The organism is Methylobacterium sp. NMS14P (genome assembly GCF_028583545.1).
GTDB lineage: Bacteria > Pseudomonadota > Alphaproteobacteria > Rhizobiales > Beijerinckiaceae > Methylobacterium.
In genome coordinates this window covers 1,165,655-1,183,816 of sequence record NZ_CP087106.1, presented here as the reverse complement: position 1 = coordinate 1,183,816, position 18,162 = coordinate 1,165,655, and the positions used below count along the sequence as shown (strand labels likewise).

Sequence of the window (18,162 nt, the reverse complement as noted above, 5' to 3'; positions counted from 1 at the left end):
CGCACCGCCGCGGTCCCGCCGGGACCGGCTGGGGCTGGATCACGACGCGGCGCTTCTTAAGCCGGCCTTCACCGTGATGCGCGACGGTGCCCCGAACTCGGGCGTGCCCGGCGCTCGGCGCGGGCTCTTGGACTGTGAGGGGCGGGGCGGGCGCGCGGCAGCGGGCGATGCCTCGGGGAGAGTGGGGCAATGAACGTACGCAACCGGCTGGGACGGAAGACGGCACTGATCGGCGCGGCCTTGGTCTCGGCTGCCGGCCTCGCGGGCTGCGAGACCGTCGGCAGCGCGGCCGGCCCGCGGCAATACGCGGTCCTGGAGAAGGACACGACCGGCGCCACGAACGTCAACATCGCGTCCCTGACCGAGGTGGTGCAGCGCAACCCGAACGACGCGGCGGCCTACAACACCCGCGGCGCCGCCTACGCCCGCGCCGGCCAGTTCAACGACGCCATCGGCGACTTCACCAAGGCGATCCAGCTCGATCCGAACTCCGCCTCCGCCTACAACAACCGCGCCCTGGCGAACCGCCAGATCGGCCGCGACGGCCCGGCGCTGCAGGACTTCTCCAAGGCGATCGGGATCGATCCGAATTACGGGCCGGCCTATATCGGCCGGGCCAATGTCGAGCGCGCGCAGGGCAACCTCGACCAGGCGCTGAACGACCTCAACGTCGCGATCCGCCTGAGCCCCGAATCCGCGCAGGCGTACCACGCCCGCGGCCTCGTGAAGCAGAAGCAGGGCCAGGACACCCAGGCGATCGCCGATTTCGACGCCGCCATCGACCGCGACCCGTTCGTGGCCGCGCCCTACGCGGCCCGCGGCCAGAGCCTGATCGCGACCAACCAGTACGCGAAGGCGATCGAAGACTACAACGCCGCGCTCAACGTGAACGCCAAGGACGCCACGTCCTGGGCCTATCGGGGCCTCGCCTACGAGAAGCAGGGCCAGCGCAAGGAGGCGACGGAGAACTACCAGCGCGCCTCGACGATCGACCCCAACAACACCGTCGCGCGGGCCGGCCTCGGCCGCGTTCAGGGCGGGGTCGGCACGCTGTTCAACTGATCGCTCCGTCATCGCGAGCGGAGCGAAGCGACCCGGGGTGGCGCAACGTTCTCAAGCGTGGCGCCCTCTGGATTGCTGCGCTCCGCCCGCAAAGACAGTGACGGCGCCTGCGTCGAACTAGGCCGCCAGCAGCCCGTTCTCGTCCTGCGTGATCCGGCGCAGGTGGTGAGCGGTGTCGCCGAGCTGGTACTCGATCATGGCGAGCCGCTTGAAGTGGTGGGCGCCGATATATTCGAGCGTCATGCCGATGCCGCCGTGGAGCTGGACCGCCTCCTGGCCGACGTAGCGGCAGGCCTTGTTGATCTGCACCTTCACGGCCGACAGGGCCGCGGCCCGCGCCCGCGCGTCCGGCGTGTCCACCATCATGGCGGCGTAGAGGGCCATCGAGCGCGCCTGCTCCAGCTGGATCAGCATGTCGACGGCCCGGTGCTGCAGGGCCTGGAACGAGCCGACGCTGACGCCGAACTGCTTGCGGGTCTTGAGGTACTCCACGGTCAGCTTGTGGAGCGCGTCCATGGAGCCGACCGCCTCGGCGGCGAGCGCCGCGATGCCGTGCTCCACCACCCGCTCCAGGAGCGGCAGGCCGCCCTCCGGATCGCCGAGCGCCGCGTCGGCCGGGAGCGTCACGTCCGAGAACGACACCTCGGCGGCCCGGCCGCCGTCCTGGGTCGGGTAGGCCTCGATGGCGACGCCGGCGGCGTCCGTCGGGACCAGGAACAGGCCGATGCCGCGGGGATCGCGCCGCTCGCCCGAGACCCGGGCCGCGACCACCATCAGGCCGGCCGCGTCGGCGTTGGGCACGACGCTCTTGGCGCCGCTCAGCACGTAGCCCTCGCCGGAGCGTCGGGCCGCGGTGGCCACGTCGGCGAGGTCGTAGCGGGACTGGCGCTCGGTGTGGGCGAGGGTCAGGCGCAGGTCACCGGCGACGAGGCCGGGGACGAGGCGCGCCTTCTGCGCCGCGCTGCCGCCGAGCCGCAGGGCCGTTGAGCCCAGCACGAGGCTCGCGAGCAGGGGCTCGACCACGAGGTTGCGGCCCACCGCCTCCATGACCAGCATGGTCTCGACCGGCCCGCCGCCGAGGCCGCCCTCGTCCTCGGAGAAGGGCAGGCCGGCGACGCCGAGTTCCGCGAAGGCCGCCCAGCCGTCCGCGGGGAAGCCGAGGGGCGCCTTGAGCCGCGCCTGCCGGCTCTCCAGCGACGGGTAGAGGTCGGCGGCCAGCCGCTCGACGCTGTCGCGCAGGAGCGACTGGTCCTCGTTCAGGTCGAAATCCATGGTGTTCCCTCGCGGATATCGTCGGAGGCGCACGGCACCTCAGGATGAGGGGGAGGAGGGACGAGGCGACCGCTCACAACCCCAGGATGCCCTTGGCGATGACGTTGTGCTGGATCTCGTTCGAGCCGCCGTAGATCGAGACCTTGCGGTTGTTGAAGTAGCTCGGCGCCGCCGCGTCGACCCAGTCGAAGCCGCCGGGCAGGTTGTTGGCCCCTGCCCCACGGACGGGCGCCGCCAGCGCGAAGGGCCCGGCGAGTTCCACCAGCAGCTCGGTCGCCGCCTGCTGGAGCTGCGAGCCGCGGATCTTGAGGAGCGAGGAGGCCGGGTCCGGCTCCACCGAATCCGCCCGGCCCTGCTTGGCCGCCACACGCATCTGGGTGATCTCCAGCGCCTTCAGCTCGACCTCGACCTCCGCGACGCGGCCGCGGAAGGCGGGATCGTCCCACATCGTCCCGGATCCGGCCGGCATCTCGCGGGCGAGCCGCTTGATCCGCGCGATCCGCTCCTTGGTGAGGCCGATCCGGGCGATGCCGGTGCGCTCGTTGGCGAGCAGGAATTTCGCGTAGTCCCAGCCCTTGTTCTCCTCGCCCACGAGGTTCTCGACGGGTACGCGCACGGCGTCGAAGAAGACCTCGTTGACCTCGTGCCGGCCTTCCAGGGTCAGGATCGGCCGCACGGTGATCCCCGGCGTCTTCATGTCGATGAGGAGGAAGGAGATGCCGCGCTGCTTCTTGGCCTCGAAGTCGGTGCGGACGAGGCAGAAGATCCAGTCGGCGTGCTGGCCCAGCGTGGTCCAGGTCTTCTGGCCGTCCACGACGTAGTGGTCGCCGTCACGCACCGCCTTGGTCTTCAGTGAGGCGAGGTCCGAGCCCGCGCCGGGCTCGGAGAAGCCCTGGCACCACCAGTCGTCGAGGTTGGCGGCGCGCGGCAGGAAGCGCGCCTTCTGGTCCTGTCGCCCGAAGGTCGCCAGCACCGGGCCGAACATGTAGCAGTTGAACTGCTGCGGCAGCGGCACCGCTGCCTGGAACAGCTCCTCGGTGTAGATGTAGCGCTGGATCGGGGTCCAGTCCCGGCCGCCCCATTCCTGCGGCCAGTGCGGCACCGCCCAGCCCTTGGCGTTGAGGATGCGCTGGCTCGCGACGTAATCGTCCTTGGTGAGGCTGCGCCCCTCCGAGACCTTCTTCCGGATCTCCGCCGGGATCTCCGTCCGGCAGAAGCTCCGGACCGCGTCGCGGAACGCGATTTCCTCGTCGGTGAAGCGCAGGTCCATCGGCTCAGCTCCGGGCGATCTCGAACAGGCCGGCGCAGCCCTGGCCGCCGGCGACGCACATGGTGACGACGGCGTAGCGCGCGCCGCGGCGGCGGCCCTCCAGCAGGGCGTGGCCCACGAGCCGCGCCCCCGACATGCCGAACGGGTGGCCGACCGCGATGGCGCCGCCGTTGACGTTGACCTTGTCCGGATCGATCCCGAGCGTGTCGCGGCAATAGACCGACTGGGACGCGAAGGCCTCGTTCAACTCCCACAGGTCGATGTCGGAGACCCGCAGGCCCTGCCGTTCCAGGAGCCGCGGCACCGCGAAGACCGGGCCGATGCCCATCTCGTCCGGGCCGCAGCCCGCCGAGGCGAAGCCCCGGAAGGTGCCCAGCGGTTCGAGGCCCCGCCGCGCCGCCTCGCCGGCCGACATCAGCACGCTGGCCGAGGCCCCGTCCGAGAGCTGGCTGGCATTGCCCGCCGTGATGAAGGCGCCCTCCCCGCGCACGGGCTTCAGCTTGGCGAGACCGTCGAGGGTCGTGTCCGGGCGGTTGCCCTCGTCCTTGGCGAGCCGGGTCTCGACCTCCCGGGTCTCGCCGGTGGCCTTGTCGGTCACCGCCATCACGGCGGACATCGGGACGATCTCGTCGTCGAACAGCCCGCGCGCCTGCGCGTCGGCCGTGCGGCGCTGGCTCTCCAGGGCGAATTGATCCTGCGCCTCCCGGGATATCCGATAGCGCTCCGCCACGATGTCGGCGGTCTCGATCATCGGCATGTAGATGGCCGGTAGGTGCGCCTCCAGCCACGCGTTGCGGGTCAGCTCCCGCTGCACCTTCGGCTGGACGAGGCTGATCGACTCGACGCCGCCCGCCACCGCCACCGGAACGCCGTCGAGCACGATCCGCCGCGCCGCGCTGGCGATCGCCTCGAGGCCCGAGGCGCAGAAGCGCGATACGGTCACGCCGGCAGACTCGACCGGGATCCCCGCCACCAGCGCCGCGTGGCGGGCGACGTTGCCGCCCGTGGCGTTCTCCGGATAGCCGCAGCCGAGCACCACCTCCTCGACCGCCTTGGGCTCCAGCCGCGCCCGGTCCAGGGCGCCGCGGATCGCGTGGGCCGCGAGGTCGGCGCCGCGGGTGAGGTTCAGCGCGCCGCGATGGGCCTTGCCGATGGGCGTGCGGGCGGTCGAGACGATCACCGCGTCGGTCATGTCGATCTCCCGCTCAGGCGTTCTTCAGGCCGGCGAAGCGGCCGCCCTCGGCGGCGAGCTTCCGCAGGAGCGGCGCCGGCTCCTGGCTGTCGTCGCCGGTCTCGGCCGCGAAGCGGGACAGCGCCTCCGCGATCGTCTTCAGCCCGACCGTGTCGGCCCAGTGCATCGGGCCGCCGCGCCAGGCGGGCCAGTTGTAGCCGTTGATCCAGATCGTATCGATGTCGCTGGGCCGGGCCGCGATGCCCTCCTCGAGGATCCGCGCGCCCTCGTTGACCATCGGGTACATGAGCCGCGCGACGATCTCGTCCGCCGTGAAGCTGCGGCGGGCGACGCCGTGCTCGGCGGCGACCCGCGCGATCAGCGCCTCGACCTCGGGGTCACGCGTGCCGGTGCGGGCGCCGTCCGGGTAGAGGTAGAAGCCGCGACCGGTCTTCTGGCCGAACCGGCCCTGCTCGGCGAGCGAGTCCGCGACCGGAGCCCGGCCGCCGAAATCCTTGCGCGAGCGCCAGCCGATATCGAGCCCCGCGAGGTCGCTCATGGCGAAGGGGCCCATCCGGAAGCCGAACCCGGTCACCGCCGCGTCGACCTCGTGGGGCAGCGCGCCCTCGAGCAGCAGCCGCTCGCCGGCCCGGCTGCGGCGCTCCAGCATGCGGTTGCCCACGAAGCCGAAGCAGACCCCCACCGTCACCGGCAGCTTGTTGAGGTGCTTGCCCAGGTCGAGGGCGGTGGCGAGCACGTCCGGGGCCGTCTTCTCGGCCCGAACCACCTCGACGAGGCGCATGACGTTGGCCGGGCTGAAGAAGTGCAGGCCGAGCACGTCCTGCGGCCGGCCCGTCACCGCCGCGATGGCGTTCACGTCGAGGTAGGAGGTGTTGGTGGCCAGGATCGCCCCGGGCTTGGCGATGGAATCGAGCTTCGAGAAGATCTCGCGCTTGACGCCCATATCCTCGAAGGCCGCCTCGACGACGATATCGGCTTCCCCGGCGTTCTCCAGGCCGAGCGCGCCCGTGATCCGGCCGACCCGCTCGTCGCGCTGGGCCTCGGTGATCGAGCCGCGCTTGGCCGAGCCGGCGTAGAGCCCCTTCACCCGGTCGAGGCCGCGCGCCAGGGCGCGCTCCTCCGTCTCGATCACCGTCACGGGGATGCCGGCATTGGCGAAGCACATGGCGATGCCGCCGCCCATCGTGCCGGCGCCGATCACCGCGGCCGTGCGGACGGGGCGGCGCGGCGTGTCCTTCGGCAGGCCGGGCACCCGGGCGGCCTCGCGCTCGGCGAAGAAGGCGTAGCGCAGGGCCTTCGAGCGCGGATCGTCGACCAGGGCGCGGAACTCGGCCCGCTCCACCGCCATCGCGGCGTCGAAATCCTGCTCCAGGCCGGCGCGCACCGCCCGCGCCAGGGCGTGGACGTTGGTGGCGTCGGGGTCGCGCTTCACCGCCTCGGCGGCCTGCGCCTCGAAGGTCTCGCGTGCTTGCGGCGTCAGCTTCTCGGACCGGTCGCGCACCCGCGGCAGAGCGCCGGAATCGGCGAGTTCCAGCGCCCGCTTGCGGGCCTCCGCCACGAGGTCGCCCAGCACCACGGCGTCGACGATACCGAGCACCGCCGCCTTCTCGGCGGAGACGGGCTCGCCGGTGAGCATCATCGGGAAGGCGGCGTCGGGCCCGATCAGGCGCGGCAGGCGCTGCGTGCCCCCGGCGCCCGGTATGATCCCGAGCTTGATCTCCGGCAGTCCGATCTTGGCGGACGGTGCCGCCACGCGGCCGTGGCAGGCCATGGCCAGTTCCAGCCCGCCGCCGAGCGCCGCGCCGCCGATGGCTGCCACGACCGGCTTCGGGCTGGCATCGAGGCGATCCAGGAGGTCCGGCAGGCTCGGCGGCGGCTGCGGCTTGCCGAACTCGCTGATGTCAGCGCCGCCGACGAACACCTTGCCCTCGGCGGCCAGCACGATGGCGCGGACCGACGCGTCCGCGATGGCCCGCGTCAGGGCCTCGTCGAGGGCCGCCCGCAGCGCGGCGCCCAGCGCGTTGACCGGCGGGTTGGCGAGCGTGAGCACGGCCACGCCGCCATCGACCTCCTGACGAACCACCCGATACTCCCAGCTGTTCTGCAGTGCAGAATGAATGTCCGCAGTATGGCATGATGTTGGTCCGAGCGATCGCCAGCGTCAAGGACGGAGCGAGCCTGTCGTCGATGCGCCGCCAACCATTCTGCACTGCAGAAATACTGTGACCCGGTCGTTTGACCCGCGGCCCAGGGCCATGCCATCACAACGACCCTGAACGAGACTCGGTTGCGGACGCCGCCCGGCGTGCGAAGGCCGGGCCGCGGGAGGCAGGGGAGGATCGCGGTGCGCGGCAAGGATCGGGGCGAGCGGCCCGGGAGCGCCTGTCCGGCGCGGGTTCTGGCGGCGGGGAGCGGGCGGTGAGCGACGGTCCCGAGCGCGACCCGGGCGGGCGCCTGCCCGAGATCCTGCGCGGCCGGCTCGCCCTGCCGGTGATCTGCGCCCCGATGTTCATCGTGTCCGGCCCGGAGCTGGTCATCGCCCAGTGCCTGTCCGGCGTTGTGGGCTCCTTCCCCGCGCTGAATGCCCGACCGGCGGAGCTCCTCGACGAGTGGCTCGCGCGGATCACGCAGACGCTCGCGCAGGCCCGCGCCGCCGACCCGTCGCGGCGGATCGCGCCGTTCGCAGTGAACCAGATCGTCCACGCCTCCAACGACCGGCTGGCGCAGGATGTGGAGGCCTGCGTCCGGCACCAAGTGCCGATCATCATCACCTCGCTGCGGGCGCCGGACGCGGTGATCCGCCCGGTCCACGCCTACGGCGGGGTGGTGTTCCACGACGTCACCACTGTGCGCCACGCCGAGAAGGCGCTGGAGGCCGGCGTCGACGGGCTGATCCTGGTCTGCGCCGGGGCGGGCGGGCACGCGGGGACACTGAGCCCCTTCGCCCTCGTCGGGGAGATCCGGCGGTTCTACGACGGGCCGCTGATCCTGTCGGGGGCGATCACCTCGGGCTCGGCGATCCTGGCAGCCCAGGCCATGGGCGCCGACCTCGCCTACATGGGCACCCGCTTCATCGCCACCCGGGAGGCGAACGCCGCTCCGGCCTACAAGGACATGATCGCCGGCAGCGCGGCCGCCGACATCCTCTACACCCCCTACTTCACCGGCGTGCCGGGCAACTACCTGACGCCGAGCATCCGCGCCGCCGGGCTCGATCCCGAGGCGCTGCCGGTGCGGGACAAGACCGCGATGAATTTCGGCAGCGGCAGCGTGAAGGCGTGGCGGGACGTCTGGGGTGCCGGCCAGGGCGTCGGCACCATCGCGGACGCGCCGGCGACCGCCGACCTCGTCGCCCGCCTCGCCCGGGAATACGCGGCGGCGCGGGCACGGACGACCGGCAGCGCCGCGGACTTCGCCGCGGACCGCGCCGGCGGGGCCGCCCCGTGAGCGTCCGCCTCGCCGATCCGGAGCCCGGGATCCGGCTCGTCACGATCGACCGGCCGGAGCGGCGCAACGCCCTCGACCGGGCGACCTACGCGGGCCTGACCGACGCCCTGGAGACTGTGCCCGGGGACGCGGAGGTGCGCGCCGTCGTCCTCACCGGCGCGGGCGGCTGCTTCACCGCCGGGAACGATCTCAAGGATTTCCAGGATGTCGAGACCGGGGGCGACAGTCCCGGCCTGACCTTCCTCAAGGCCCTGCGCGCCTGCCCGCTCCCGGTCGTGGCCGCCGTGGAGGGCCACGCGGTCGGCATCGGCACGACGCTGCTGCTCCACTGCGACCTCGCCTACGCGGGCGACGGGGCCCGCTTCCGCCTGCCCTTCACGGCCCTGGGCCTCAGCCCGGAGGGCGGGTCGAGCTACCTTTTACCCCTGGTGGCGGGATCGAAGCGCGCCGCCGAGCTGCTGATGCTCGGCGAGCCCTTCACGGCCGCGGACGCCGCCGCGGCCGGCCTGATCAACGCCGCCGTCCCGGCCGGGACGGCCCTGGAGACCGCTATGGCCAAGGCGCGCGCACTCGCCGCCCTGCCCCGCGTCTCGATCGCCGCCACCAAGCAGGCGCTGCGGCGCGGCCACGACGACAGCGTCGCCCGCGCCCTCGACGCGGAGGCGGAGGTGTTCCACGCTCTCCGCCGCGGTCCGGCGGCGCAGGCGGCCTTCGCGGCGTTCCTGCGTCGATGAGCGGTCCGATGGAGGCGGATGCGGGCCAGCGCGCCGGGCCCGACGCCGCCGAGCCCGACGCCGGCGGGTCCGGCGCGAAGGAGGACCGGCACTTCGTCACGGCGCTGGCCCGCGGGCTGTCGGTGCTGGCCTGCTTCGGCCCGGGGCGCACGAGCCTCGCCAACCACGACATCGCGGAGGCTTGCGGGCTGCCGCGCTCCACCGTGTCGCGGCTGACCTACACGCTGACCAAGCTCGGCTACCTGCAGCACATGGCCGAGCTCGGCCGCTACCGCCTCGGCACCGCCACCATCGCGCTGAGCTCGGCCGCTCTGGGCGGCCTCGACGTCCGCGCCATTGCCAGGCCGGTGCTGCGCGCGGTCGCGGAGGCGGCCAACGCGTCGGTGGGGCTCGGGGTGCGCGACCGGCTCAGCATGCGCTACATCGATTGCCAGCGCGGCCCGGCGGCGATCTCGCTCAACCTCGACACCGGCTCGCGCATCTCGCTCGCCCGCAGCGCCATGGGCCGCGCCTACGTGGCGGTTTGCCCGGATCGGGAGCGCGCGGGCATCTACGAGGACCTGAAGGCGCTGGATCCCGTGGCCTGGCCCGCGCTGCGCGCCGGCCTCGACCGGGCGGTGGAGGAGCACCGGGAACTCGGCTGCTGCACCTCGTTCGGCGAGTGGCAGGAGACGGTCTGCGCCATCGCGGTGGGGTTCCATCCGGGCGGCGGCCTGCCGCCCATGTCGGTCAATTGCGGTGCCCCCACCGTCATCACCGACGCCCGCTTCCTCCTGGAAGTGGCGCGCCCGAAACTGATCGACGCCGTGCGCAGCCTCGACGGCGTCATGGGAGCCTGAGGACTTTCGCGATGGATGCCGTTGCCGACCTGCCGCTGTCCGGGATCCGCGTCCTCGACCTGTCCCGGGTCCTGGCCGGGCCCTGGTGCGCGCAGGTGCTGGGCGATCTCGGCGCCGACGTGATCAAGGTCGAGCACCCGGAGCGCGGCGACGATACCCGCGACTGGGGCGTGCCGACGAGCCCCGGCAACACCTCGTATTTCGACAGCGTGAACCGCAACAAGCGCTCGATCGGCGTCGACCTCGCCACGCCGGAGGGGCTGGCGATCGTGAAGGCCCTGGCCCGCGATAGCGACGTGCTGGTCCAGAACTTCAAGACCGGCGGGGCCGAGAAGCTCGGCCTCGGCTACGCGGCGCTCGCGGCGGAGAATCCGGGCCTGATCTACTGCTCGATCGCCGGCTACAGCTCTGACGGCTCGGAGGCCGGCCGGCCCGGCTACGACCTCGTGGTCCAGGGCGAATCCGGCGTGATGGCGCTCAACGGCGAGGCCGGGGGACCGCCCCTCAAGTTCGGGGTCGCGGCGGTCGACCTGTTCACCGGGCAGTTCGCCGCCCAGGCCGTGCTGGCGGCCCTGTACCAGCGGGAGCGGACCGGGCGCGGTCGGACCGTCGACCTCGCCCTGTTCGACTGCGGCGTGGCGCTGACCTCCTATTACGGCCTGGAGGCGCTCGCCCGGGGGATCGATCCGCCCCGCTACGGCAACGCCCACCCGTCGATCGTGCCCTACGGGGTGTTCGAGGCCGGCGACGGGCCGGTGGTGATCACGGTCGGCAACAACGGCCAGTACCGCCGCTTCTGCGAGCAGGTGCTGGAGCGCCCGGACTGGGTCGCCGACCCGCGCTTCGCCACCAACCTCGACCGGTCGCGCAACCGCGCCGCCTTCATCCCGGTGCTGGAGGCCGAGCTCGCCAAGTGGGAGCGCGCGCCGCTGATCGCGCGGCTCAGGGCCGCGGGCATCCCCTGCGGCGAGGTGATGGGCCTGCGCGAGGCGCTCACGTGCGAGCGAGCCCAGGAGGCCGGGCTGGTTGTCGCGGCGCCCGAGAACGCCCACGTCATCGCCCCACCCTACCGGCTCGACGGACGCCGGCTGCCGGTGCGGCGCATGCCGCCGGGCCTCGGGGATTCGAGCGCCGAGATCCTGGCCGAGCACCTGGAATATCCGGAGGACGCGCGCGACGCGCTGCGGGCCAAGGGCGTGGTCCGGTAGGCAGACCGTCGCCTGCCGGCGCGTGGCGCGCCGCGGGCTAGCGCAGCACGCCCTCGGCGAGGGCCCGCTGGATGCCCCGGACATCCGCGCCCTTCTTCAGGGTCCGCTGGATCGGCTCCGCCGCGCCCGAGACCCAGATCTTCAACTCGGCGTCGAGGTCGAACGTGCCGGCGGTCTCGACCGAGAAGCGCACGATCGCGCGGTACGGCACCGACAGGAACTCGACCTTGCTGCCGGTCACGCCCTGGACGTCGATCAGGATGACGCGGCGCTCGGTGAACACGAACACGTCCCGGATGATCTTGAAGGCGAGCCGCGCCGTCTCGCCCTCGATCAGGATGCCCTCCAGCCGGCGCTCCAGGGAGGCCGCGTCGACGGCCGAGCCGTGTCCGAGCAATCCGTCCAGTAGGCCCATGGCCGATCATCTCGTGCTGGTCCGCGTCGACGCGGAGCATGGCGCCTGACCGTCGGCGCGGCAACCGCCCGACGCGGATCCGCCGTCCGGCCCCATCCGGCCCCGTCCGCGAGGCCGGTCGCGCGGCGTGCCGGTGGGGCATCGTCCCGGCGTCGCTCAGGGGTGCAGGGAACAGGGATCAGCCGTCGGACGGCCGGGGCACGCGCTCGACGAAGCAGTCTCGGGAGGCTGTCCATCGGGGCGACGTCGACGCCGTCCGGGCCCGGCGCCGCGCCCCCCGCCGTCACGCGCAGGTCGACGTGTCCGACTGCTCCTCGGAGCGACACCGGGCGTCGAAGCTCCGCGCGAGCTGGGCGAGGCTGACGGAGCCGAGCCGCGCGACCAGGAGCGCCTCGGCCTCGCGCAGCGTGTCCTCGACGGCCTCGTTGACGACCTTCTCGACGGCGCAGGCCGGGTTCGCGCGATCGCTGCCGATCGCGAAGATGCGCGGCCCGCCGACCGCGCGGTGGACGTCGAGCAGCGAGACCGCGTTGAGGTCAGCCGCGATGGTCCATCCCCCACCGTGCCCCTTCTCCGATTTCACGTAGCCCGCGTTCCGGAGCCCGGCCATCGTCCGGCGGACGACCACGGGGTTCGTCCCGAGCATTCGCCCGATCGCCTCGGACGTCATCGGTCCGTCGTGGCGCGCCATGTGGAGCAGCACGTGGAGCGTTCGGGAGAGGCGGCTGTCGGTGCGCACCCGGCGATCCATCACACCGGGCGCGGGATTGGCAACCGCGCTTCATCACGATACTTATCAAGTTGCGTGATAATGAGGATTGCGGCGGTGCGCGAGTTCGAGAACCCGGATCGGTGGGACAAGGTCGCCGAGCACTACGCGACGACCGCCCACCCGTTCACCGCGCGCTTCGCCGAGGCGGCGCTCGCGCGGGTGCCGCTGACCGGGCGATGCCGCGTCCTCGACGTCGCGGCGGGCACCGGTGCCCTCGCGCTGGCTGCGGCGCGGACGGGGGCGCAGGTCCTGGCGGTCGACTTCTCGCCCGGCATGGTCGCGCGCATCGCCGGGGCGGGCCTGGCCAACGTCGACGCGCGGGTCATGGACGGCCAGGCCCTCGCCCTGCCCGACGGCGGCTTCGACGCGGTGTTCTCGATCTTCGGGGTGATCATGTTCCCCGACTGGCGGAAGGGCCTCGCCGAGATGGCGCGCGTGACGCGGCCCGGGGGACGGGGCGTCGTGGCGACCTGGCAGGACCAGGGCGCGGCGACGTTCCTGCTGCTCGGCGAGATCCGCCGCCGGCTGTTCCCCGAGCGCGAGAGCCGGGCGATGCCCGACGGGGTGCGGGCGCTCGGCGATCCGGCCGGGTTCACCCGGGAACTGGTTGCGGCCGGGTACTCAGCCCCCCGGATCGACCGGGTGACCTTCGACTACGGGCTCGACGTCGCACTGCTCGACGACCCCGACACGGTGTTCGGCCTGTCGCCGGACTGGGTCGACCTGAGCGCGCGCGACCGGGCCGCGGTAATCGCGGAGGCGCGGCGCTTGGCGGGCGGTCGACCCGTCCTGCCGATCCCCTCCACCGCGCTGATCGGCGTCGCGGAGCGCTGAGCGACACTCCGGCGCGAGACCCGGCGCTTCAGCGGGCCGCGCGCGCGTCCGCGAGCCGCGCCCGCGCGTCGTCCAGAACCCGGGTCAGGGCCGCGTCCCACGAGACCCGCGGCTGCCAGCCGGTGGCGGCGTGGAGGCGGCCGGCATCGCCCGCGGCCAGGGGGATCTCGGTCGGCCGCACCCGCTCCGGGGCAATGCGGATCTCGAACGGCACCCGGGCCCGGGCGCGCAGGTCCTCGAGGACGCTGGCGATCGTCCGCGGCTGGCCCGAGCTGATGTTGAACACGCTCCCGTCCGCCAGGGAGTCCGCCCGGCCGATCAGGTCGGCGTAGGCGTTCGCCACGTCGGCGACGTCGAGGAAGTCGCGGTAGGAGGAGAGGTTGCCGACCTCCAGGCACGGCGGCACGAGGCCGGCCTCGATCCGGGCGATCTGGCCCGCGAAGGAGGCCACGACGAAGCGCTCGTCCTGGCCGGGGCCGATATGGTTGAACGGCCGCAGCACGACGAGCTTCACGCCGATGCGGGGCAGCAGGTCGCGGAGCAGCTGCTCGCCCACCCATTTCGATCGCGCGTAGGTGTTGCGCGGCAGGGGCTCGACCGCCTCGCTGAGGGCGTGGCCCGCCAGGAAGGCGCTGCCGTAGACCTCGCCGGAGCTGACGAAGAAGAAGGTGCAGCCCGGCACCGCCTCCACCGCGGCCACGAGGTTCATCAGGCCGTCGACGTTGACCCGCCACGTCTGGCCCGGGCCGCTCGCGGAATCCGCCACCGAGGCGAGGCCCGCCAGGTGGAGGATCGCGGTCGGCTGGAACCGCGCCACGAAGCCCCCGAGGGCGGCCTCGTCGAGGAGATCGATGGCCGCGTAGGTGACGCCCTCCGGCAGGCGCGGCGACCGCCCCCGCCCGATCCCGGCCACGCAGTCGCCCGCCCGCGCCGCCGCCCCCGCCAGGAGCGGCAGGACGTGGCCGCCCACGAAGCCGGCCGCCCCGGTGACGAGGATGCGCCGCGCGGCCGGGCCGGGCTCGTGGGGAGAGGGCGCGCTCACGGCGCGATCCGGGCGCGGGCCGTCACCTAGCCCCGGTTCCGGGTTCCCCAGCGCACGCCCATGCTGCCCTGCCCTGCCCCCGGCGAGCTGCCGGCATCGGCCCCGATCGCCGGGCCCGAGGCGGTCTTCGGCCGATGCTGCGAGCCGGCCGCCAGGGGCTCCGACGCCAGCGTGTCGGGCACTTCGGACAAGTACTCCTCGTCCCGATCGGTGGCGAACTGGCCCGCCTTGCGGAAGGTCCAGAGATAGCCCGGCACCACCGCCTCGGCTGCGGTCGGCGTGATCCCGATCCCCTCGAAGGTCCGGCCCTCGGCCTTGGCGGCCTCGGAGACGACATTGTCGTTCTGGAGCAGGGTGACCTGATCGCGGGTCAGCTTCAGCGAGTCCGGCAGGAGGCCGAAGGTCAGGGTGTCGGCGATCTCCAGCATGCGGGCCTGGAGCTTGGCCGCCGGCACGGGCAGGTCCACCACCACCCGCTTCCGCCGGATCGTCTTCAGCATGTAGCGCACGAAGTGCTCCAGCGTGCCCACCTCCGGCCCGCCGAGCTCGTAGACCTTGCCGGGCGCCAGGGTGTCGTCGACCGCGCGGGCGATCGCCTCGGCGACGTCGCCCACGAAGGCCGGCTGGAAGCGCGACTGGCCGCCGGCCAGCGGCAGGACCGGGAGTGCCCGGGCGAGGCCGGCGAAGCGGTTGAAGAAGCTGTCGCCGGGCCCGAAGATCAGCGAGGGCCGGAACACGATCGCGTCCGGGCAGGCGGCGAAGACCCGCGCCTCGCCCTCCGCCTTGGTGCGCGCGTAGAGCGACGGCGAGGCCGGGTCGGCGCCGATCGCCGAGACCTGGATCATCCGGGCGCCCTGGCGCGCCGCGGCGCGGGCGATCGCCTCGGCCCCGTCGACCTGCAACCGCGCGAAGCTCTGGGAGCCGGCCTCCTGCAGGATGCCGACGAGGTTGATCAGCACGTCCGACCGCTCGGCGGCCCGCGCCACCGAGTCCGGGTAGCGCAGGTTCGCCTGGACGGCGACGATCTGGTTGACCTTCCCCAGCGGCTGCAGGAACAGCGCGAGGTCCGGCCGCCGCACCGCGACGCGGATCCGGTAGCCGCGCTTGGCCAGCGCTCGCACAACGTGCCGGCCCAGGAAGCCGGAACCGCCGTAGATCGTCACGAGCTGGTCCTGCGGGCGCAGGGGGCCCGGCGCAACGACGGGGGCGGAACGCGTCTGCGGACTGGTGTGCGCCGTCGCGGACGCCGTCGTGTTGTCTTGGCCGCTCATCGCCGTGGTCTCGAGCTCCTCGCGCGCCCCGGGGCGCCGTCAGGCGGCCTACTTAGCCTAACTTCGGCGCGATGGGAGCCGCCGAATGCGCTGCCCGGCCATTCCGGTGAACAGCGCGGCGCGGATGATTGCGGCCGACGGCCCGAGCGCCGGCCGGTGGGAGGCCGGACACAACGCTGGAACGGGTGCGACCGCCGTGCATTCTTCCCCACCATACGGCCCTGCCGAATCGCGCGGATGGGACACGCCGGGGACTTCGATGATTGTAGGGATGCTCGTTTCCGCGGCGATCGCGGTGCTCGGTCTTCTGGTGGCGCTCGGGTACGTCGGCCACCCGATCGACGCGCAGCTCGTCAGCAACTACGGCTGGAGCATCCTGATCATCGGCGTCGCGCTGTTCGTGCTGTTCACCTGGGCCCGGTACAGCCGGACCCGCAGGCGGCGCTCCGCTTGAGCCCGCGTCTCAGGCGACCTTGATCCGCCGGCGCATCTCCCGCGCCACGGCCGGGCGTCCGCTCTGTCGGCCGCTCACCGCCCGCGGGGCGCCGACGATCAGGCTCTGCCGCTCGCGCGCGATGAACGCCGTCGGCATCTCCGCCTGAAGGTCGGCCTCCATGTCGCGCAGCGCCGTGTCAGAATGGGCCGGGTGCAGGTGGATGATCCCGAGCGCCTTGACGCCCGCGTTCCGGGCAAGCTCCACGCCCTTCTGCCAGGTCGAGTGCCCCCAGCCCCGGCAGGTCGGATACTCCCCGTCGGTGAACATGCCGTCGTAGACCATCAGGTCGGCGTCGGCCACGAAGGCGGCGAGCTCCGGATCCGGCCACGGATCGCTGTGCTCGATGTCGCTGATCAGGCACAGGCGTCGGCCGCCGTGCTCGAACCGGTAGCCGACCGAGCCCTGCGGATGGTTCAGCAGGATCGTGGCGACCCGCGTCCCGTCCGGGAAGGCCAGGGTCTGGCCCGCCTCGAAGCCGTGGTGGTGAAAGGTGCAGCACAGCTTGTCGAGCGTAACCGGGAAGAGCGGCGGCGCGAACAGGCGGTCGAGGGTCGGCCCGGCCGATTCGCCGCCGAGGTTGCCGCAGTAGGTGTTGATCACCCGGTCGGGATCGAGGACCGCCGGCTTGAAGAAGGGCAGACCGGCGGTGTGGTCGAGATGCAGGTGGCTGAACAGCAGGTCGACTTCCTGGGGCAGATCGGTCCGGTGACCCTGCCCGAGGTTGTAGATGCCCGAGCCGGCGTCGACGATGAACATGCGCTGGCCGCACCGCACCTCGATGCAGGGCGTGCTGCCGCCGAACTCGGCGTATTGCGGGCCGCTGACGGGCGTCGAGCCGCGGACGCCCCAGAAGCGCAGTGCGAGGTCCTGGTCGGCCGCCAGGATGGTCGGCTCGGAACTGTTCGACATGGCGATCACGAATCCGCGGACAGTCGGTCCCGATCACTTATGATCGAAACCCCGTCGCCGTTCCGGGAAGGTAGCTTTGAATACGGCAGGCCGACGGAGCAGGTGTACCGCTCATCCCCTGCCGTACCATGAATTGGTGTGCCGCACGCGGTCGTGATGTGCGTCCGCGCACACGCACGGGCCGCCACGAAGGGCCCGCGCATGCTCAGAGGGGCTCCGCGGCGGCCAGGAGACCGGCCGGCGACCCAGCCAGAATCGGGCGGCCGGTCGCCGACCCGGCGAGTCCCGCGGCCAGCCAGGACGGGAGTGCGTCGCTGTACCGCGTCGGGAGCGGCGCGACCAGGGCCCCGAACGGGTCGGGCGCCCGCTCGTAGACCGGCACGAACCCCGCCATCTGCCGCGGCGACAGGCCCGATCCGGGCGCGGCCCAGCCGGCCCAGACCGTTTCGGGCACCGGCCGATGGGCGCGGTGGCCCGGCACGACCACCACCTCCTGACCGGCGAAGGCCAGGGCTTCCGGCCGGCTGATGTCCCCCACCGCCCCGCCCCGGGCCGTGTAGGCCGCCCAGAAGGCGTTCTGCCCGCCGTCGGAATAGGTGGTGCGCACGGCGGGCTCGCCCGCCTCGGCCAGGGCGGTCATCCGCGCCTCCTCGACGGCCCGGCGGGTGGTGACGGCCGCCTCGACGGCGGGATCCCGGGCGGGCGCGAAGGCGTAACGGCCGGCGACGACCGAGACCTGCAGCTCCTCCCGGCTGACTTCGAACCGGTCGGAGCCGGCCTTAAGGTCCCGCCAGAAGGCGATGTTGGGGTCGGTCCGGTGGCGGGCCATGTTCTCGGCCGTCATCCGGAACGGGTAGGACTGGAACTGGAAGGCCGCCTGCCCGCCGTTCAGCGCGTCCCGGGCGATGGCGTAGATCTCGCCGACCGTGCCGTTGGTCATGGCGAAGCAGCCCATGGACGAGCAGATCCCGTGCACCATCACGGCGGAGCCGGTGCCGCCGTGGGCCCGGTCGTAGGCGTTGGGATAGCCGACGTCGAAGGACAGGTAGTAGTGCGAGTTCGGGTTCATCTGGCGCCGGGGCACCGAGTAGAATCCCTCCGGGGTCTGCCGGTCACCGCTCTTGCGCTTGGGCCCGAGCTGGCCGGACCAGCGGCAGATCGGGAAGGTCTTGATGTAGACGTAGCCCGAGGCGCCCTTCTTCCAGACCTCGATCTCCGATTCCTTCTTGTAGGCCCGGAACAGGACCGGCGCGGCGGCCGTCACGCCCTTCTGTGCCATCAGCGCGAGGGTCGCGGCCGGGATCGGCGCTTCGGCCTTGCCCGCCTGCGCGGCGGCCGGGCCTGCGAGGGCCAGCAGAACGAGGCCGGCGGCGAGGGGAAGCGAGGTCGACAGGGGCAT

General features: G+C 72.7%; 17 protein-coding genes. 7 read left to right on the top strand and 10 right to left on the bottom strand.

Annotated features, from left to right (window positions below):
* Window positions 1-189 precede the first annotated feature (189 nt).
* Window positions 190-1,062: a tetratricopeptide repeat protein gene (locus tag LOK46_RS05570; RefSeq protein WP_273562859.1), complete on the top strand. Its 873-nt coding sequence runs from the start codon at window positions 190-192 to the stop codon at window positions 1,060-1,062.
* A 117-nt stretch (window positions 1,063-1,179) separates the two neighbouring features.
* Here the strand turns inward: LOK46_RS05570 and LOK46_RS05565 are convergent, their stop codons facing one another.
* From LOK46_RS05565 to LOK46_RS05550, 4 genes are all read right to left on the bottom strand, one after another.
* Window positions 1,180-2,334: an acyl-CoA dehydrogenase family protein gene (locus tag LOK46_RS05565; protein ID WP_273562858.1), complete on the bottom strand. Its 1,155-nt coding sequence runs from the start codon at window positions 2,332-2,334 to the stop codon at window positions 1,180-1,182.
* A 73-nt stretch (window positions 2,335-2,407) separates the two neighbouring features.
* On the bottom strand, window positions 2,408-3,604 hold the full coding sequence (locus LOK46_RS05560; protein WP_273562857.1) for an acyl-CoA dehydrogenase family protein: 1,197 nt from the start codon (window positions 3,602-3,604) through the stop codon (window positions 2,408-2,410).
* Between the two features lie 4 nt (window positions 3,605-3,608).
* Window positions 3,609-4,796, bottom strand: coding sequence for an acetyl-CoA C-acyltransferase (locus LOK46_RS05555; RefSeq protein ID WP_273562856.1), 1,188 nt, complete (start codon window positions 4,794-4,796; stop codon window positions 3,609-3,611).
* A 13-nt stretch (window positions 4,797-4,809) separates the two neighbouring features.
* Window positions 4,810-6,879, bottom strand: a complete 2,070-nt coding sequence (locus LOK46_RS05550; RefSeq protein ID WP_273562855.1) for a 3-hydroxyacyl-CoA dehydrogenase NAD-binding domain-containing protein — start codon at window positions 6,877-6,879, stop codon at window positions 4,810-4,812.
* A 335-nt stretch (window positions 6,880-7,214) separates the two neighbouring features.
* Here LOK46_RS05550 and LOK46_RS05545 point away from each other — a divergent pair, with 335 nt between their 5' ends.
* The 4 genes from LOK46_RS05545 to LOK46_RS05530 are packed head-to-tail and all read left to right on the top strand — an operon-like array spanning window position 7,215 to window position 11,024.
* On the top strand, window positions 7,215-8,243 hold the full coding sequence (locus tag LOK46_RS05545; protein ID WP_273562854.1) for an NAD(P)H-dependent flavin oxidoreductase: 1,029 nt from the start codon (window positions 7,215-7,217) through the stop codon (window positions 8,241-8,243).
* Entirely contained in the window at window positions 8,240-8,977 is a 738-nt protein-coding gene (locus LOK46_RS05540) for an enoyl-CoA hydratase-related protein (RefSeq protein WP_273562853.1), read from the top strand. The genes LOK46_RS05545 and LOK46_RS05540 overlap by 4 nt, the downstream gene beginning before the upstream one ends.
* Window positions 8,974-9,816, top strand: a complete 843-nt coding sequence (locus LOK46_RS05535; RefSeq protein WP_273562852.1) for an IclR family transcriptional regulator — start codon at window positions 8,974-8,976, stop codon at window positions 9,814-9,816. Before LOK46_RS05540 ends, LOK46_RS05535 begins: the two co-directional genes overlap by 4 nt.
* Before the next feature lie 11 nt (window positions 9,817-9,827).
* Window positions 9,828-11,024: a CaiB/BaiF CoA transferase family protein gene (locus LOK46_RS05530; RefSeq protein ID WP_273562851.1), complete on the top strand. Its 1,197-nt coding sequence runs from the start codon at window positions 9,828-9,830 to the stop codon at window positions 11,022-11,024.
* A 37-nt stretch (window positions 11,025-11,061) separates the two neighbouring features.
* Here LOK46_RS05530 and LOK46_RS05525 read toward each other — a convergent pair whose 3' ends face one another.
* Both LOK46_RS05525 and LOK46_RS05520 read right to left on the bottom strand, forming a co-directional pair.
* A complete protein-coding gene (locus tag LOK46_RS05525) occupies window positions 11,062-11,439 on the bottom strand; it encodes a PH domain-containing protein (protein ID WP_273562850.1) in 378 nt (125 codons plus the stop codon).
* A 283-nt stretch (window positions 11,440-11,722) separates the two neighbouring features.
* The gene (locus LOK46_RS05520; protein ID WP_273562849.1) at window positions 11,723-12,178 is read right to left on the bottom strand and encodes an Rrf2 family transcriptional regulator; all 456 of its coding nucleotides are present in this window, start codon (window positions 12,176-12,178) and stop codon (window positions 11,723-11,725) included.
* A gap of 87 nt (window positions 12,179-12,265) precedes the next feature.
* On the opposite strand from LOK46_RS05520, the gene LOK46_RS05515 reads away from it, so the two are divergent.
* Window positions 12,266-13,045: a class I SAM-dependent methyltransferase gene (locus LOK46_RS05515; RefSeq protein ID WP_273562848.1), complete on the top strand. Its 780-nt coding sequence runs from the start codon at window positions 12,266-12,268 to the stop codon at window positions 13,043-13,045.
* Window positions 13,046-13,073: 28 nt separating this feature from the next.
* Here LOK46_RS05515 and LOK46_RS05510 read toward each other — a convergent pair whose 3' ends face one another.
* Window positions 13,074-14,087, bottom strand: coding sequence for a GDP-mannose 4,6-dehydratase (locus LOK46_RS05510; protein WP_273562847.1), 1,014 nt, complete (start codon window positions 14,085-14,087; stop codon window positions 13,074-13,076).
* 26 nt (window positions 14,088-14,113) lie between these two features.
* Window positions 14,114-15,358 (bottom strand): complex I NDUFA9 subunit family protein, encoded by a 1,245-nt coding sequence (locus LOK46_RS05505; RefSeq protein ID WP_273562846.1) that lies wholly within the window; start codon window positions 15,356-15,358, stop codon window positions 14,114-14,116.
* A 271-nt stretch (window positions 15,359-15,629) separates the two neighbouring features.
* Between LOK46_RS05505 and LOK46_RS05500 the strand changes: the two genes are divergently transcribed.
* Window positions 15,630-15,812, top strand: coding sequence for a hypothetical protein (locus tag LOK46_RS05500; protein ID WP_273562845.1), 183 nt, complete (start codon window positions 15,630-15,632; stop codon window positions 15,810-15,812).
* A 9-nt stretch (window positions 15,813-15,821) separates the two neighbouring features.
* Here the strand turns inward: LOK46_RS05500 and LOK46_RS05495 are convergent, their stop codons facing one another.
* Window positions 15,822-16,763, bottom strand: coding sequence for an MBL fold metallo-hydrolase (locus LOK46_RS05495; protein ID WP_273562844.1), 942 nt, complete (start codon window positions 16,761-16,763; stop codon window positions 15,822-15,824).
* Window positions 16,764-16,968: 205 nt separating this feature from the next.
* Window positions 16,969-18,162 (bottom strand): L,D-transpeptidase family protein, encoded by a 1,194-nt coding sequence (locus tag LOK46_RS05490; protein WP_273562843.1) that lies wholly within the window; start codon window positions 18,160-18,162, stop codon window positions 16,969-16,971.

Bases quoted from the DNA above. Each gene is read 5' to 3' on its own strand.
- LOK46_RS05570 (WP_273562859.1), top strand. From the start codon at position 190: ATGAACGTACGCAACCGGCTGGGACGGAAGACGGCACTGATCGGCGCG.
- LOK46_RS05505 (WP_273562846.1), bottom strand. From the start codon at position 15,358: ATGAGCGGCCAAGACAACACGACGGCGTCCGCGACGGCGCACACCAGT.
- LOK46_RS05535 (WP_273562852.1), top strand. From the start codon at position 8,974: ATGAGCGGTCCGATGGAGGCGGATGCGGGCCAGCGCGCCGGGCCCGAC.
- LOK46_RS05530 (WP_273562851.1), top strand. From the start codon at position 9,828: ATGGATGCCGTTGCCGACCTGCCGCTGTCCGGGATCCGCGTCCTCGAC.
- LOK46_RS05495 (WP_273562844.1), bottom strand. From the start codon at position 16,763: ATGTCGAACAGTTCCGAGCCGACCATCCTGGCGGCCGACCAGGACCTC.
- LOK46_RS05525 (WP_273562850.1), bottom strand. From the start codon at position 11,439: ATGGGCCTACTGGACGGATTGCTCGGACACGGCTCGGCCGTCGACGCG.
- LOK46_RS05560 (WP_273562857.1), bottom strand. From the start codon at position 3,604: ATGGACCTGCGCTTCACCGACGAGGAAATCGCGTTCCGCGACGCGGTC.
- LOK46_RS05500 (WP_273562845.1), top strand. From the start codon at position 15,630: ATGCTCGTTTCCGCGGCGATCGCGGTGCTCGGTCTTCTGGTGGCGCTC.
- LOK46_RS05490 (WP_273562843.1), bottom strand. From the start codon at position 18,162: ATGCCCCTGTCGACCTCGCTTCCCCTCGCCGCCGGCCTCGTTCTGCTG.
- LOK46_RS05565 (WP_273562858.1), bottom strand. From the start codon at position 2,334: ATGGATTTCGACCTGAACGAGGACCAGTCGCTCCTGCGCGACAGCGTC.
- LOK46_RS05555 (WP_273562856.1), bottom strand. From the start codon at position 4,796: ATGACCGACGCGGTGATCGTCTCGACCGCCCGCACGCCCATCGGCAAG.